The organism is Parahaliea maris (assembly GCF_008064665.1).
Taxonomy (GTDB): domain Bacteria; phylum Pseudomonadota; class Gammaproteobacteria; order Pseudomonadales; family Halieaceae; genus Parahaliea; species Parahaliea maris.
This window is the reverse complement of record NZ_VRZA01000008.1, coordinates 91,429-108,129: the sequence shown is the minus strand read 5'-3', so window position 1 is coordinate 108,129 and position 16,701 is coordinate 91,429. Positions and strand designations below refer to the sequence as shown.

12 protein-coding genes are annotated in these 16,701 nt (G+C 60.9%); 10 read left to right on the top strand and 2 right to left on the bottom strand.

What is annotated here, in order from left to right; translation table 11 throughout:
• Window positions 1–18: 18 nt before the first annotated feature.
• From FV139_RS18485 to garD, 10 genes are all read left to right on the top strand, one after another.
• Window positions 19–1,065: an aromatic ring-hydroxylating dioxygenase subunit alpha gene (locus FV139_RS18485; protein WP_148069966.1), complete on the top strand. Its 1,047-nt coding sequence runs from the start codon at window positions 19–21 to the stop codon at window positions 1,063–1,065.
• Window positions 1,066–1,199: 134 nt separating this feature from the next.
• Complete coding sequence (kdgD, locus tag FV139_RS18480) at window positions 1,200–2,111, top strand: 5-dehydro-4-deoxyglucarate dehydratase (protein WP_148069965.1); 912 nt, start codon at window positions 1,200–1,202, stop codon at window positions 2,109–2,111.
• A gap of 54 nt (window positions 2,112–2,165) precedes the next feature.
• On the top strand, window positions 2,166–3,491 hold the full coding sequence (locus FV139_RS18475) for an enolase C-terminal domain-like protein (RefSeq protein WP_148069964.1): 1,326 nt from the start codon (window positions 2,166–2,168) through the stop codon (window positions 3,489–3,491).
• A 67-nt stretch (window positions 3,492–3,558) separates the two neighbouring features.
• Window positions 3,559–4,305, top strand: coding sequence for a FadR/GntR family transcriptional regulator (locus tag FV139_RS18470; RefSeq protein WP_213004167.1), 747 nt, complete (start codon window positions 3,559–3,561; stop codon window positions 4,303–4,305).
• A 67-nt stretch (window positions 4,306–4,372) separates the two neighbouring features.
• A complete protein-coding gene (locus tag FV139_RS18465) occupies window positions 4,373–5,953 on the top strand; it encodes an aldehyde dehydrogenase (NADP(+)) (RefSeq protein ID WP_148069962.1) in 1,581 nt (526 codons plus the stop codon).
• 339 nt (window positions 5,954–6,292) lie between these two features.
• Window positions 6,293–8,425 (top strand): TonB-dependent receptor, encoded by a 2,133-nt coding sequence (locus FV139_RS18460; RefSeq protein ID WP_148069961.1) that lies wholly within the window; start codon window positions 6,293–6,295, stop codon window positions 8,423–8,425.
• Between the two features lie 81 nt (window positions 8,426–8,506).
• The gene (locus FV139_RS18455; RefSeq protein WP_187276632.1) at window positions 8,507–10,198 is read left to right on the top strand and encodes a tannase/feruloyl esterase family alpha/beta hydrolase; all 1,692 of its coding nucleotides are present in this window, start codon (window positions 8,507–8,509) and stop codon (window positions 10,196–10,198) included.
• A gap of 1 nt (window position 10,199) precedes the next feature.
• A complete protein-coding gene (locus FV139_RS18450; RefSeq protein WP_187276631.1) occupies window positions 10,200–10,766 on the top strand; it encodes a DUF3237 family protein in 567 nt (188 codons plus the stop codon).
• A 113-nt stretch (window positions 10,767–10,879) separates the two neighbouring features.
• Window positions 10,880–12,244 carry an MFS transporter gene (locus FV139_RS18445; RefSeq protein ID WP_148069958.1) on the top strand — a complete coding sequence of 455 codons (1,365 nt, stop codon included), beginning with the start codon at window positions 10,880–10,882 and terminating at the stop codon, window positions 12,242–12,244.
• Between the two features lie 32 nt (window positions 12,245–12,276).
• Window positions 12,277–13,833: a galactarate dehydratase gene (garD, locus tag FV139_RS18440; protein WP_148069957.1), complete on the top strand. Its 1,557-nt coding sequence runs from the start codon at window positions 12,277–12,279 to the stop codon at window positions 13,831–13,833.
• A gap of 15 nt (window positions 13,834–13,848) precedes the next feature.
• On the opposite strand, the gene FV139_RS18435 is transcribed toward garD, so the two are convergent.
• Window positions 13,849–15,741, bottom strand: coding sequence for a bifunctional sugar phosphate isomerase/epimerase/4-hydroxyphenylpyruvate dioxygenase family protein (locus FV139_RS18435; protein WP_148069956.1), 1,893 nt, complete (start codon window positions 15,739–15,741; stop codon window positions 13,849–13,851).
• A 64-nt stretch (window positions 15,742–15,805) separates the two neighbouring features.
• A complete protein-coding gene (locus FV139_RS18430) occupies window positions 15,806–16,642 on the bottom strand; it encodes a shikimate dehydrogenase family protein (RefSeq protein WP_148069955.1) in 837 nt (278 codons plus the stop codon).
• Window positions 16,643–16,701 lie beyond the last annotated feature (59 nt).

The window sequence follows — 16,701 nt, the reverse complement described above, 5'->3', positions numbered from 1 at the left end:
CGCTCAAGGAACTGACCGATGACCGCATTTTTACGCAATCAATGGTATGTCGCCTGTACTGCCGATGAGCTGGGTGACAAGCCGCTGGCGCGACGCATCTGTAACCAGAAACTGGTGTTCTATCGCACCGCGGCAGGGCAGGCCTGCGCGCTGGAAGATTTCTGTCCGCACCGGGGGGCGCCCCTGTCGCTTGGCCAGGTAGAGGGCGATTTGCTGGTCTGCGGCTACCACGGCCTGCGGGTGACGTGTAACGGCGATGTCCACTCCCTCCCCAATCAGCGGGTGGATCGCTTTCCCTGTGTCCGGCGCTACGCGGTGGTCGAGCGCGGCGGTTTTGTCTGGGTCTGGCCCGGCCCTGCGGAGCAGGCGGATGAGGCGCTGCTGCCTCACCTGGCCTGGGCGGACAACCCCGATTGGGGTTACGGTGGCGGGCTCTACCATATCCGCTGTGATTACCGCTTGATGATAGACAACCTGATGGACCTGACCCATGAGACCTACGTCCATGCGGACAGCATCGGGCAACTGGAAATCGAAGAGGCCCCGGTGCACACGTCCGTGCGGGGTAACGAAGTCATCACCGAACGGCATATGGCGGATGTCACCGCGCCGCCGTTCTGGCAGATGGCGCTGCGCGAAAATGGCCTCGACCCCGAGGCGCGGGTGGACCGCTGGCAGATCTGCCGCTTCACCCCGCCCAGCCATGTCATGATCGAGGTGGGGGTCGCCCTGGCTGGAAGAGGGGGCTACGACGCCGACCATGCAGATAAAGTCAGCAGTATCGTGGTGGATTTCATCACCCCGGAGACCGACACCTCCATATGGTATTTCTGGGGTATGGCGCGCACGTTCCGGCCCGCCAGCGCTGAGCTGACGGAGAAGATACGCGAAGGGCAGGGCAAGATCTTTGCCGAAGACCTGGAGATGCTCGAGCAGCAACAGCAGAACCTGCTCGAGTTCCCCGAGCGGCCGCTGATGACCGTCAAGATAGACGCCGGTGGCGCCCAGTCCCGGCGCGTGCTCCAGAACCTGCTGGCACAGGAAGGCCCGGCGCTGGAATGCTGACAACCCGCCGCGACGGCCGGCCAGGGTAAAAAATTGTGCCAGATCGTCCCGGGAATCTCGCATACATTCACTTCTAGTTGTATGATGTATGACAACCTAATATGACCAATACTCCAACGAAAGAGGAGAGTGCTGTGAGTCAGTCAGTACAAACGATCCGGGAGGCCCTGAGCTACGGCCTGTTGTCCTTCCCCATTACCGATTTTGACGGCAGCGGCCAGTTCTGTCCGGACACCTACCGGGAGCGGGTCGAGAGTTTCGTCCAGAACGGCGTGACGGCCATTTTCGTGGCCGGCGGTACTGGCGAGTTCTTCTCGCTCTCCGTGGACGAGTACCGTCAGGTCGTGCAGATCGCGGTGGACACCGTGGCCGGGCGCATTCCGGTGTTCTCGAGCGCCGGGCAGAGTATCCCCCTGGCCCGGGAATACTGTCGTGTGGCGGAGGCCGCCGGCGTGGATGGCATCCTGCTGATGCCTCCCTACCTGACGGAGTGCCCCGGCGACGGCCTCTACGAGTACGCCCGCCAGATCATCTCCAGTACCTCCCTGCAGGTGGTTTACTACAATCGCGGCAACGGGGTGATGGGCACCCAGGCCTTGGTCGCCCTGGCGGAAGAGTGCCCCAATCTGGTCGGTTTGAAGGACGGGGTAGGCAACATCGCCGCACTGAACGACACCATCAAGACCATCGGCGATCGCCTGGTCTATATCGGGGGCGTGCCTACCGCAGAAATCTTTGCCGAGGCCTATCTTGCCATCGGCGTCAGTACCTACTCGTCCGCCGTGTTCAACTTCATGCCGGAAATGGCGCTGTCTTTCTACCGCGCCCTCCGGGAGGGCGACCAGGAGACGGTCGGCGCGATCATTCGCAACTTCTTCATTCCGTTCTGCCGCCTGCGGGACAAAAAATCCGGCTATGCGGTCAGCCTGATCAAGGCGGGCGCGGAGTTGACGGGGCGGCCTGCCGGCAGTGTGCGGGCGCCGCTGGTCGATCCTTCCAGTGAACACAAATCTATGCTGGCCGACCTCATCCGGGCCAACAGCTAGCGTCGCCCGGCAGGCTTAGGCCCACCACAGCAAGACCAACAGGTAACCCAGCCAATGTTCAGCACCATCAAGAAAATGTCCGTGATTCCCGTCGCCGGATACGACCGCTTCCTGATCAACCTCAGTGGGGGGCATGCCCCCTGGTTTATCCGCGTGGTGGTCATGCTGGAAGACAGCGACGGCAACGTGGGTGTCGGAGAAATTCCTGCCAGCACCAATATCCTGAAGGCACTGGAAGCCTGCAAGGAACTGGTGGAAGGCCAGTCTGTCGGTGCCTATAAAGCCGTTATCCAGCGAGTGTCGACAGCGCTTGCCGGTCTGGAAGGTGATGTTCGCGGCAACCAGACCTTTGATTTGCGGGTTGCGGTGCACGTTGTCACCGGTATCGAATCCGCCCTGCTGGACCTGGCGGGCCAGGCCATGCAGCTGCCGGTCGCGGCCCTGCTGGGCCAGCGCGGCCAGCAGCGTGCGTCGGTCGAGGCTCTCGGTTACCTGTTCTTCATTGGCGATGCCGGGAAAACCGATCTGCCTTACCCGACGTGCCCGTCACCGCAGGACGAGTGGGACGCCGTCAGGGACCTCGAGGCGATGACCCCTGAAGCCATCGTGAGACTGGCCCGGGCTGCCTACGATCGCTACGGCTTTCGCGACTTCAAGCTGAAAGGCGGGGTACTGCACGGGCGGCAGGAAGCGGAGTGTATTGTGGCCCTGCACGAGGCCTTCCCCGAAGCCAGGCTGACCCTGGACCCCAACGGCGCCTGGCTGCTGCAGGACGCGGTGGAGTACCTGATGCCGATCAAGCCGATCCTCGCTTACGCCGAGGACCCCTGCGGGCAGGAGGGCAGCTGGTCCGGGCGCGAGATCCTGTCCCGCTTCAGGTCGATCAGCGGTATTCCCACCGCGACCAACATGGTCGCCACCGACTGGCAGCAACTGCGCGATGCGGTGCGGCTGGGTGCGGTGGATATCCCGCTGGCAGACTGCCACTTCTGGACCATGCAGGGCGCCGTGGCGGTGGGAGAACTCTGCGACCAGTGGGGCATGACCTGGGGCTCGCACTCGAACAATCACTTTGACATTTCGCTGGCGATGATGACCCATGTCGCCGCCGCCTGCCCGGGCGACATCACCGCCATCGACACGCACTGGATATGGCAGGACGGTCAGCGCCTGACCCAGGAGCCACTGCAAATCCACGAGGGCAGGATTGCGGTGCCCACGGCGCCGGGACTGGGGGTCACCCTCGACAGGGAGCGCCTGATGCAGGCCAACGCATTGTACCGGTCGCTGGATATCGGCCAGCGGGACGATGCACAAGCCATGCAGTACCTGATCCCCGGCTGGGCGTTCGATAACAAGCGTCCGGCGCTGGTCCGCTAGCCATGTTTTCTGCTTGCGAATGCCAGTGTCAGGGAGAACGTCGGGGAAAGCGCAGGGGAGAGAGCCCGTGACCACAGCGAGTTCGGACAGACACCCTTTTGCCGTCGAATCCGTGGGGCGCAAGGGCAGCCTGTCGTCCCAGGTGGCGGCGCAGTTGGAGGCCATGATCCGCCAGGGCAGGATCGAAGTAGGTCACAAACTCCCCACCGAGGCCGCTCTGTGCGACATGTTTGCGGTAAGCCGTACGGTCGTTCGGGAGGCGATTGCCAACCTGAAATCCCTGGGGCTGGTGGAAACCCGTCGCGGCGTCGGCACCACCGTGATCGCGGGCGAGCCGCGGGAGACCTTTTTCACCGGGGGCATCAGTGCGACCACGGTAAATGACATCCTGGATATCCTGGAACTGCGTTTGAGTGTCGAGGTGACCGCTGCCGGCCTGGCTGCGGTCAGGCGCCAGGAGACAGATCTGGCGCAGATGGCCTCCTGCCTGGAGCGGTTTGAGAGCGCTGTCGCCAGGGGCGGACTGGCTCGCGCGGAGGATCTAGAGTTTCACTGTGCCATCGCGAGCGCCACCGGCAACCCCCTGTTCGTGAAGTTCTACGAACTGATGAACAAGTCGACCATTCCCAGGGCGCAACTGGTCGAGGAGGGCATCGATTGGGAGCCCACCGCGCGCTACCTCACCGAGGTGAACCAGGAACACAGAAGCATCTATCAGGCGGTCCTGAACCAGGACGCTGAATCCGCAGAGCGGGCGATGTACGACCACCTGTACCGCGCCTTCCACATGTATGAGCAGTACAAGACGGGCTGATCTGGCCAATGCGACGGCGCAGGAAGCCGTCGCTGACACCCGTCCTGCATCGATAACGAGGAAAGTCATGAACATTACGGGCAGCATGTTGATCGGCGGCAAGGCCGTTCGCTCCGAACAGGAAACCTTCACCGGATTCGACCGTGTCAGCGGCGAGCCGCTGGCTCCCGACTACACGCCGGCCGGGCCACAGCATATTGACGAGGCGGTAGCGCTGGCAGGGGAGGCGTTCCCTGTGTTCAGGCGCCTGTCTCCCGTTGCCCGGGCGGACTTTCTCAATTGCTGCGCCGATGAAATCCTCGCCCTGGGAGACGCCCTGGTCGAGCGCGCTGTCGCGGAATCCGGGCTGCCGCTCGGGCGGATCTCGGGGGAGCGCGATCGCACGGTCAACCAGTTGCGCCTGTTCGCCGCTGTGCTGCGTGAAGGCAGTTACCTCGATGTGAGGATCGACGAGGCCCTGCCCGACCGACCTGGCATGCCGCGCCCGGATTTACGCTCACAGCAGATCGGCCTGGGGCCGGTGGCGGTATTCGGCGCCAGTAACTTCCCCCTGGCGTTTTCGGTGGCAGGAGGTGATACGGCTTCCGCCCTGGCCGCAGGGTGCCCCGTCGTGGTAAAGGCACACCCGGCGCATCCGGGCACGTCCGAGATGGTGGCACTGGCCCTCTGCGCCGCTGTTCGCAAGTGTGAGCTTCCCGTTGGCGTGTTCTCCCTGCTGTTTGATAGCGGTATCGCGGTGGGGCAGTCCCTGGTGTCCCATCCGGGCATCAGGGCCGTGGGCTTTACCGGGTCATTTGCCGCCGGCATGGCGTTGAAGAAGATCGCCGACCAGCGCGAGCAACCGATTCCCGTGTACGCCGAGATGGGCAGTGTGAACCCAGTTTTTCTCTTTCCGGAAGCGCTGCAGGCAAGAGGCGAGGAACTGGCCCGCGGGTTTGCGGCGTCGGTGACCCTGGGAGCGGGACAATTCTGCACCAATCCGGGACTGGCTTTCGCTGTTCGTTCCCCGGCGCTCGAGAGCTTCGTTGCGACGCTGGCGGAGGCCATTGCCGAGGTGCCCGCGCAGACCATGCTGACGTCGGCCATCCAGGGAACCTACGCAAGCGCAGCCGCAGAACTGGAGGCCAGTGACGGCGTAGAGTGTGTTGCCGCAGGATTGACCGACGCCACAGGAAGCGCGGCGGAAGCTCGCCTGCTGACAACGACGGCGGCGCGCTTCCTGGCCGACAGGGTGCTATCCCACGAGATATTCGGGCCCTGTTCCCTGCTGGTCGTGTGCGAGTCAGAGCAGGACTTTTTGCGCCTCGCACAGGAGATGGAAGGGCAGTTGACGGTGACACTGCAACTGGATGACGGTGACCTCCCCCTCGCCGCCCGTCTGCTGCCTGTACTGGAAGACAAGGCGGGAAGAATACTTTGTAACGGTTTTCCCACCGGTGTCGAGGTTTGCCACGCCATGGTGCATGGTGGCCCTTTCCCCGCCAGTTCCGACGGCGCTTCGACCTCTGTTGGTTCCATGGCGATTCGCCGTTTCCTGCGTCCCGTTTGCTACCAGAATTTTCCACCGGAGCTTCTGCCGGAGGCACTTCAGGGGGAAAACCCCTACGAGGTCGAACGCCTCATCAATGGGGAGCAAACGCCTGGCTAAGTCCCCCAGCTAGCTGAACCGCAGCCTTACCAACACGCAGCGCAGACCTGTGGTGCCAGCCCCACCGCAGGGCGGCGCTGCGTGCGTGTGTGCGTAAATTCTCACTTGGCACAAATTGCCTGTTTTGTTGTCACCATTAGCTCTTCATCGACCCGGCGTCTCCGCATACTGTGACGGCAATGGCGCAGTGAGAAATCGATGCTCAGGGCGCAACAGGACGACCGCTATAAAACGGGTGGTCGCAAAACAATAATGGCTCTCGTTACAGACGAGACACGTTCAAAATTGGAAACGGCCACTTTTCAATAACTATAACGTTTGAAACTCACAGAGGTTGATATGAACACATTCAAGAATCCGCTAGCCACTGCTGTCGCTGCAACAACCGCTTGCTTCATCTGTACCGGGGCCATCGCTCAAAGCCAGCAGTCCGGGCGGGTACTGGAGGAAGTCATTGTCACGTCACAGAAGCGTGATGCCACAATGCAGGACACAGCGATCTCCGGCGCTGTGGTTGGCGGAGATGAACTCAAGAACAAGGGCGTTGTTCGCCTGGATGACCTGACCCGTGTTTCCCCTGCACTGAGCATCACGGACAATGGCTTATCACAGAACATCAACATTCGCGGCATCGGCCTGTCGATCACCTCGCCGGCGGTCAATAACGGCGTAGCCACCTATTATGATGGACTTTTCCAGCCCCCTATTGTTACTCGCAACAGCTTCTTCGACATTGAGTCGGTAGAGGTATTGCGGGGCCCCCAGGGCACCTTCGTAGGCTCGAATTCAACAGGGGGGGCGGTGTTCATCAACTCCAAAAATCCCAGTTTTGACAGCATGCACGGATACGTCGAGGCAAAAGCGGGGAACTACTCGGAATGGGGCCTGGAAGGGGCGCTGAACCTGCCCATGACGGATACGCTGGCTGTTCGCGGTGCGGTACTGACGAACAATCGCGATGCCTTCTTTGAGGATCTCGGACCGTTTGACAACGAACCGACCAGCAATGATGAACTGGCGTTCCGGGCCAGCATCCTGTATCAGCCCACCGACAATCTCGAGATCCTGTCGAAGACGGAGAAAGTTGACAAGGAACTCGGCGGCTACGCCTACAAGCCCATCCAGGGCACCGTGGAGCGCGACTACACACCGGACGATACCTGGGATCTGGATTACAACACCGGAACGGCGCGCGACGAGGAAACGTTGCACACCTCCCTGAAGGTGGAATATACCTTTGGTGGCGGGACCATGTTGCGCTCCCTTACCGGCTACCAGAACAAGGAGGTGTTGAACCTGATCGATCGCGATGGCACTGGAGAAGCAGCGGCACTCGCAGGTATTCGCCAAGAAGACCAGGTACAGCCAATTCGCGAGCGGATCTACAGCCAGGAGATCAACCTGATTTCCCCCCAGGAGAACGACCTCAGCTGGATCCTGGGCGGCTACTATCAGCAGAACAAGATTGACGTCGGGATCACTACCAATCGCAACGGCGCGTTGCGCACAGACCTCGACCTGTACTCCGAAAAACTGACCACCGGTATCTTTGGGCAGGTCGTCTATCGCTTCAACGACGAGTGGTCAGTTGACGTCGGTGCGAGAACCTCATCCTACGAGGCTGAAGACGACGGCTCCATCTTCCTGGCATTTGTGCCGGTCGAACTGGATATCACCGCCGACCATGATGACGGCAGTGAGCCGACGGGCAAGTTCAATGTCAGCTGGACGCCGAATCAGGACACCCTGATCTACGCCTTCGTCGCCAAAGGCTACAAATCCGGTGGTCTGGATGATGGCCAGACCTTCAAGCCGGAAACCGTCATCGACTACGAGGTCGGTTACAAGGGTGCTTTCCTCGATAACAAGGTGCAGGCGCAGTTCAGTGCGTTTTACTACGACTACAGTGACTTTCAATTCGAAGTGACTGACCCTTTCACCGGGCAGGAAGTGGTGACCAATACTGCGGGCGCCACGGTGATGGGGGTTGAAGCCCAGGTACAGGCGATCCTGGGGAACTGGTACTTCGATATGGGCTTTGCCTATGTTGATTCTGAATCCGACGGGATTGAGTTCTTCGATATCCGTGCCTTCGATATCGACGGTGCCAGCGATCCGTCTGACTACATCATCTCAACGGACGGCGGCCCGCTGCTCTACGCTCCGGAACTGACCTTTAACATTTCCGCAGAATACCGCCTTGACCTGTCAAACGGTCTCAGTGTAACGCCGCGGGTGAACTACGCCTACACTGATGAGCAGTGGGCCTATCTCGCCTACAACGAGCGCTTTGACCTGCTGGAGGATCGCAGCCTGCTCTCTGCCCAGGTCTCCATCGAGAAGGGCCGGTATGCCGCCGAGTTTTACGCTACCAATCTGACGGATGAGGAATATGTGTCCGGCCAGACCCGCAATATGGAATTCTACGGCGCACCACGTCAGTACGGTGTGCGGGTGTCGATGGATTTCTAAAGGACGATGGCGGCCTGGAAAACAGGTTGTGGGGCCGGGAAACCGGCCCCGGCTTCCCTACAGTATGTTCAAGGAGCTCCATTGAAAGCGATTATCTTCTATGCAGTCTCTCTGCTGCTTCCGCTGGCGGGTAGCGCATTCGCTGCCCCTCTTTCCGCCAATGCGTCCCTCTGTAGCGACAAGTTCAGCGTGGATCAGTTTGCAGAGCGCTATGGGGTGGAGACCCTGACCGCAGTCTATCAAGCTGATGAAACGTACTCGGGGCGAGGCGGAGCGCCTGCAGCTCTGGCACTTGTACCGCACTGCAAAATCGACGGCGCCCTGGATGCATTTACGGCCCCCACCGGAGAGCAATTCCGGATTCGGTTCCGCTTGCGGCTTCCGGACGCCTGGAACGGGCGATTCCTGTTTATGGGAGGCGGGGGCAGTAATGGCCGCGTAGGAGCCTCGGTCGGTGACGTGGGCTGGTCGGGAGATGTCGCGCTGAATCGTGGATTCGCCGTGGTCAGCCAGGATTCCGGGCACAGTAATGAGCAAAATAATTCATCCGCGCTGGGCGGTATCTACTCTTTTGGTACGCACCCTGAAACCCGCCGCAACTATGCCTACGGGTCGCTGATCAAAACCTACGACCTGGCGCAAGCGTTGATGGCGGGGTACTACCAGCGCCCCGTGGACTACAACTATTTTTTCGGTTGCTCCAAGGGCGGGCAGGAGGGGTTGGCCTTTGCCGAGCTCTACCCCGATTCCTTTGACGGTATCGTCGCCGCTGCCCCGGGTATGTCGCTGCCAAAGGCGGCGCTAAACCAGGCATGGGATACCCAGGTGCTTGCCGGACTCGCGGTCAGCCAGGGCAGGGACCTGTCACCCGCAGCCATTGCCCGGAGCCTCCCTGACAGCGCGCTGGCTGTGGTTACCGAGGCGGTACTGGTAGCCTGCGACGCAGATGACGGGGCGGAGGACGGACTGCTGAGTGCGTACGGGAAATGTTCGACAGCACGCGTATTAAGCGCGCTCGAGTCCAGGCGCTGCGAATCCGCTGGGGGATCCCATTGTATTTCCAGTGAGCAGATCACGGCCCTGGTCGCCATTGTGGAAGGTTCGTCCCGGTACACGAGTTTCCCCTGGGATGCAGGGTTTGCCGATGCGGGTTGGCGTCGCTGGAAGTTGGGTAGCGAGGACTCGCCTGCGCGCAATATCTCACTGGGTGCGGCTTCGCTCGCCGCGGTTTTCTCGGTACCGCCGACCATCCTGCCGGAGGGTGCAGATGCGAAACTGAACTGGCAGGTGGATTTTGATTTCTCCCGTGATGCCAGGGCGATTTTTGCGGCTGACAAAACGTTCGTGCGTTCTGCCTGGGCCGAGATGAATGTCAGATTCGCTGATCTCTCGGCTTTTTCAGCGGCGGGTAAGTTGATCGTTCCCCACGGCGTGTCCGATCCGGTGTTCTCGGTGAACGACACGGTAGCGTGGTGGAATGAACTCGACTACCGCTACGACGGCAAGGCCAATACCTTTGTTCGAGTGTTCCCGGTGCCGGGGATGGGGCACTGCCGGGGTGGCCCCGGACCTCATCGCCTGAATGCCTTCGACCAGTTGTCCGCCTGGGTTGAGCGGGATCAGCCACCTGAGTATCTGCTGGGTGAAACTGATGCGGGCAGTCGCTGGGCCGGCAAAAAGATACCGGTATGTTCCTACCCTTCCTACGCCAGGCCTGCATCCGCTGGTGACGGGGAGTACGCTTGCAGCGGCAGCTATGACAGGGAGAAGTGATATGTCGAAAGGTACTAGTTTCAAAGCGCGATTGTGCAGGGTCAGGGCCCTGGGGTACCTGCTTGTGGCGAGCAGCAGCTTCGCTTTCGCCATCGATTTCGACGAAGCGGTGCAACAGTTCGATAGCAGGCCATCCCCTGCGCCTGCAATTTCTGCCCAACCCGTTGTCGAGCTTTTCGTGACCCTGTCCGACAACATCGTTGTCGGCCCAGCGGACGATGGCGACCGGACGATTGTTCCCATTACGGGCGGACATTTCCGTGGTGAGGGTATGCGCGGCGTGGTCAACGCGGGCGGTGCGGACTGGCAGACACTACGCCCCGACGGCACCAAGGAGATCGTCGCCATCTACTCCATCGTGACAGACGACGGGCAGACGATTGTGGTTGATAACCGGGGTATCTCCCGCTCGGGAAGCGACGGCCGCTATGTGAGCACAACCCCTACCTTCCATGCGCCCCGGGGCAAATACGACTGGCTCAACCACCACCGGTTTGTCGGGACGATCACCAGCGTGAAGGAGGAGGGCCTCAGGGCCGTTATTATTCGCGCTTACAAGGTCCTGTAATCATCCGGTGTACACAATGATGTTCTGCCGGCGCTGGTTGCTATATAGTAGGAGTGCCAGCGGTGGCACTAAATTTCGAATAATGACTGGATAACAGCGAGAACCTACCCCCGATGAAGGCAACGACGGAACCCACCCGGGTCAGGTACCTGATCCTTTTCCTCCTGTTTGTGGTGACCACGGTCAACTATGCCGACCGCGCCACGATCTCGATCGCCGGCGACGCCATCCAGAGCGATCTGGGCATCGACTCGGTCACCCTGGGGTACATTTTCTCGGCTTTCGGCTGGGCCTACGTGCTGGGGCAGATTCCCGGCGGCTGGCTACTCGACCGCTTTGGCTCCAAGAAGGTCTACGCCTGCAGTATTTTTATCTGGTCGCTGTTCACTTTGATGCAGGGGCTGGTGGGCGCGCTGCCCGCCGCCAGTGCCGTACTGGCCCTGTTACTGTTGCGTTTTCTGGTGGGGTTCGCGGAGGCGCCTTCGTTCCCCGGTAACAGCCGTATCGTCGCGGCCTGGTTTCCCACCCGGGAGCGGGGTACCGCGGCGGCTATTTTCAACTCCGCCCAGTACTTTGCCACGGCCCTGTTCGCCCCGCTCATGGGCTGGATTGTCTACAGCTTCGGCTGGGAGCACGTATTCATCAGCATGGGGATTCTGGGAATCGCCCTGTCGCTGGTCTGGCTGAAGGTCATCTACAACCCTCGTGAACACCCGCGCATCAACTCCGGCGAGATCGAGTACATACAGAAAAATGGCGCGCTGGTGGATATGGATCAGGACCGGCGTGAGGATAAAGGCGGATCGCAGTGGCACTACGTCGCCCAGTTGTTGCGCTCGCGGATGCTGATCGGGGTGTACCTGGGGCAATACTGCATTACTTCCATTACCTACTTTTTCCTCACCTGGTTCCCGGTCTACCTGGTGCAGGAGCGTGGCATGACCATTCTCAAGGCGGGGTTTATCGCCTCGCTGCCCGCGATATGTGGCTTCCTGGGCGGCCTCCTGGGCGGGATCATTTCGGACTGGCTGTTGCGTCGGGGGCACTCCCTGACCTTCGCCCGCAAGCTGCCCATCGTGACGGGCCTGCTGCTGTCATCCAGCATGATCGCCTGCAACTACGCCGAAACGGAGTGGGTGGTGATTGGCATCATGTCCCTGTCTTTCTTCGGTAAGGGGTTGGGCGCCCTGGGCTGGGCTGTAGTCGCCGACACCTCGCCGAAGCAGATCGCCGGCCTGTCGGGCGGGCTCTTCAATACCTTTGGCAATATCGCTTCCATCACCACGCCCATCGTCATTGGTTATCTTATCAGTGCCACCGGCTCCTTCGAGTGGGCGTTGGTCTATGTTGGCGTCAACGCCCTGGTCGCGGTGGTCAGTTACCTGGTCATCGTGGGCACCATCCAGCGAGTGGAACTCGTAGAACGGCCCGCGCCGCCGGTTGCAGCCGGTGCCACTGCCGCCAGTAAAGGCAGCTAGCCTGCTGCGAGTCATTGAGGAGGTAACCCGCCATGGACCTGATCCAGCATTCCGATTCACCGCGTTACATCCGCTTGCATGAGAGGGACACCGTGGGTGTCGTGATCAATGCCCAGGGCGTGGCAGCGGGCAGTCGCTTTGCCGATGACCTCGAAGCGATCGAGGCGATTCCCCAGAGCCACAAGGTCGCGCTCCGCGATATCGCGGCGGGTGAAGCGGTCATTCGCTACGGCCAGGTCATCGGCTACGCCCTGCGGGATATCTCCCGGGGCGCCTGGGTGACCGAGCAGCAGTTGCGGATGCCGGACGCGCCGGCCCTGGACAAGGTGCCTGGAGCTGCCACGGCGGGTGCTGGTCTTGAGCCCCTGGAGGGATACACCTTTCAGGGGTATCGCAATGACGACGGCAGCGTGGGTACCCGTAACCTGCTGGGGGTGAGTACCACGGTACAGTGTGTGGCGGGTGTGCTGGAGCACTGTGTCAAACTGGCCCGGGAAACGCTGTTGCCCAAATACCCGAACGTGGACGATATCGTGCCGCTGATTCACAGTTATGGCTGTGGCGTGGCGATCAACGCGCCCGATGCGGTGGTGCCCATTCGTACACTCTACAACCTCAGCCGCAACCCCAATCTGGGCGGCCAGGCGCTGGTGATCGGCCTGGGCTGTGAAAAGCTGCAGCCCGGCCAGTTGTTCCCGGACAACGATGCGATGACCGCCAACCAGTCCGAGGCGGAGTGGCTGTACCGCCTGCAGTCCTCGGAGAACGGCTTCTCCGGCATGGTGGAGCACATCATGGGCCTGCTGGAACGGCGCCTCGAAAAGCTCAACCAGCGACGCAGAGAGACCTGCCCGGCTTCCGACCTGGTGGTGGGCATGCAGTGCGGCGGCAGTGACGCCTTCTCCGGGATCACCGCCAATCCGGCCCTCGGGGTGGCGGCGGACCTGCTGGTGCGGGCCGGGGCCACGGTGATGTTCTCGGAAAATACCGAGGTGCGCGACGGCATCCACCTGTTGACGCCCAGGGCGGCCAGCGCCGAAATCGCCGATGCCCTGGTGCATGAAATGGCGTGGTACGACCAGTATCTCGCCCGCGGCATGGCCGACCGCAGTGCCAATACCACGCCCGGCAACAAGAAGGGCGGGCTGAACAACATCGTCGAGAAAGCCATGGGGTCCATCGCCAAGTCCGGTTCCAGCCCGATAGCCGGCGTGGTGCCCCCGGGGGAGCGCGTGCGGGTGAAGGGCCTGAACTACTGCGCCACGCCCGCCAGCGACTTCATCTGCGGCACCCTGCAACTGGCGGCAGGTATGAACCTGCACATTTTCACCACGGGCAGGGGCACGCCCTACGGCCTGGCGATGGCGCCGGTGATCAAGGTGGCGACCCGCAGTGAACTAGCGGAGCGCTGGGCGGACCTGATCGACGTGGACGCCGGGCGGATTCTGTCCGGGGGGGTAACGCTGGAGGAACTGGGCTGGGAGATTTTCCGGCTCTATCTCTCGGTGGCCAGTGGTGAAAAGACCTGGGCCGAAAAGCACCGGATCCACAACGACCTGGTGCTGTTCAATCCGGCGCCGGTGACCTGATCGTTGCCTAAGTCGTCATACAGACGGCTCTATCATCCGCAACCTCGCCTGGGCCGCCATCCGCACGTGCGCGTTATTCTCCCCGTAGTTGCCATACCTGGTTCGCTGCAGCACTTCAAAAAAGAGCCCGTTGAAGGCCCGGGTATAGAAGTGGATCAGGAATCCAGTTTCGCATTGGTCATACAGCAGGTTGTGCGTTCTCAGCGCGTCCAGAAGGTCCGGTTCCAGGTCGTAACGGGCCTCCAGGTCATCGTAATAGTTCTGCGGAATCGGTAGCTGGATCGATGGATCCAGGCGCTTGACGAAGGCGACGATGTCATCGCAGGCCAGCGCGATGTGCTGGACCCCGGAACCCTTGTGCTGTTCGCGGAAACGCTCAGTGGACGCGCCCCAGCTTCTGGACATATTGAATGGCAGTCTTATGCGGTGGTCCTTGCTGGTCGCGGTCCTGCTGACCACAATGCCATAGGGATCAATGAGGTCCTGAGGCTGGGCAATATCCAGGCCGAACAGCGCGCGGTAGAACAGCGAGATCGACAGGAACTCTGACTCGGAGATGCCGGAGGTAATATGATCGATACGCATGTTTGTACCGGGTGCGCTTGGGGGAAGAGCAGGGCTCTCTATGGGCTGGAAGTCCACATCATAGAATCGTTGCCCGGTATCGTCCCGTTGCACGAAGTAGGCGAGTTCATCCCCCAGGCCCCGGATGCCCGGAATATCCAGTTCGCCACTCTCAACGTTGCCTTCAAAGCTTCGGTAGCCAAGCCAGGACGCGCGTTCTGCCATGCCGTCGGCGTCATCGCTGCGATAGGCCACGGCGCACACGGAGAGGCCATGCACCAGGTAGTGGTTCTGTGCGAAGCTGTCGGGCTCCTCATTGATGACGATGCAGGCATCGCCCTGGCGGTAAAGGTCGACGTCCTTGGAGCGGTGATGATGCGTTTTCCTGAACCCGAGGCTGGTGATCAGGTTGACCAGGGTGGCGTTGTCGTCGCCATGTGCTGCAAATTCAACGAATTCGAAGTCCCTGACGCTGGCCTTGGGCGGCAGGTGCGAAACGGCCTCGGCCTCAGTGTCGACCAGGTCGGGAACGGATCTGGCGACTTCTTCCTCGAGCCAGAGCAGGGACCGCATGCCATCCACAGCCGTGCGCTTGCAGGGCGATGAGCGAAACTCGTCGTTGAAAATTTCGTGCGATATGTACCCGTTGTAACCGGTTTCAAGTACGGACTCCATGAACTCGACAACCGGGAAGTCGCCCTGGCCCGGGAAGCAGCGAAAATGACGGCTCCACTGGAGTACATCCATCTTCAGCCAGGGGGCGTCCGCAATCTGGATCAGCGCAATGCGATCACCCGGGATTTCCCGCAGGGTGCTCAGGTCCCTGCCGCGCGCAAAGATATGAAAGCTGTCCAGCACCACGCCGAGGTTGTCGGCGTCAACGTGCCGGACCAGTTTCCAGGCTTGCTGATAGTCGCGAATATGGCGGCCCCAGGCCAGCGCTTCATATCCGAGTTTGAAGGTTCTTCGGCCAGCCCGATCCGCGAGTTCACCGAACTGGTCCACTGCAAGTTCGAAGTTGTCGACACACTGGGGCGAGACATTGCTGCAGATCAGCAGCGTATCGGTGCCGAGTTCCTCCATCAGGTCGAATTTACGTTCCGCGCGATCAAAGTTTTTCTGCATTTTGGTCGCAGGCATGCACTCGAAATCGCGGAACGGCTGCAGGGCGATAATCTCAAGGCCGCTGTCTTGTGCCATCTGCCGGACGACGGAAGGTGATTCGTTGAACAGCATCAGGTCGTTTTCGAAAATTTCGATACCGTCGTAACCCGCCTGGCCGGCAGCCTGGATTTTCTGGCGCAGATCTCCCGACAGGCAGACAGTGGCGATGGAACGTTTCATTCAGAACCTCTACTTCGAAATTGATTTCCGCACACGCGTTGCCGGGGCGGGATGGGCTTGTTGCTCAGTCCAGCCAGCTGAGCGCAGTTTCAATGAGGGTCTCATCTGCCTCGATATCCACACCAGTGAAGACACTGAAGGCGTCGAGTCCCTGGAAAATCCACAGGTCGAACCCCGACAGGCATTGCAGTCCCGCTTGCTGGCATTGCATCAGGAATTCAGTTTTTAGTGGGGTATAGACGGCATCGAATGCCCATTGCTGGGAGCCGATGACGCTGAAGGGGAAGGCGTTGCCGGGATAGCTGTGCATGCCGAGGGCTGTGCAGTTGACCAGGCCGTGCGCACTTCGGGCGACGTCAGGGAAGCGGGATTGCTCGAGCACCTCGGCGGAACCGCCGAACTGCCTGAGTTTGCTGGCGAGCGCGTCCGCCTGGGATGGCTGCAGATCGTAGATGCTCAGGTGCTCGCAGCCGAGCTCGAGCAAACCGAAGGCAATGGCACTGCCGACACCTCCGGCGCCGCACATGACAACATGCCCCGGCAGCTGTTCGCCGCGGCGAAACCGGTAGCCCCGGATAAAGCCGCTGTAGTCCGTGTTCGCTCCCAGGATCCCCCGGTCGGTAAACTTCAGTGTATTGTAGGAACCAATGCGATCATGGCCCGCGATAGCCGGTTCCCGCACAAGGTTGTGTACTTTTTGCTTGTAGGGGTGGGTGACGTTAAGGCCGTGATACCCCTGCTCGATTGACTGTCGGACTAGCGCGCAGGGATCTGCCTCGCCGTAGTTCTCGCCGTCGATCAGGCCGTAGTCAATCTCCACGCCGACGAGGCTGCCGAGGTGATGCTGGAGTCGGGGCATGCTGGAACGGGATATGCCAGCTCCCAGCAGGGCCAGCCTCATTTGCGGCCCTGCTGGCTTCGCTGTCAGCGCTTCTCTGGGTTGTGGAATGTTGGTCACGA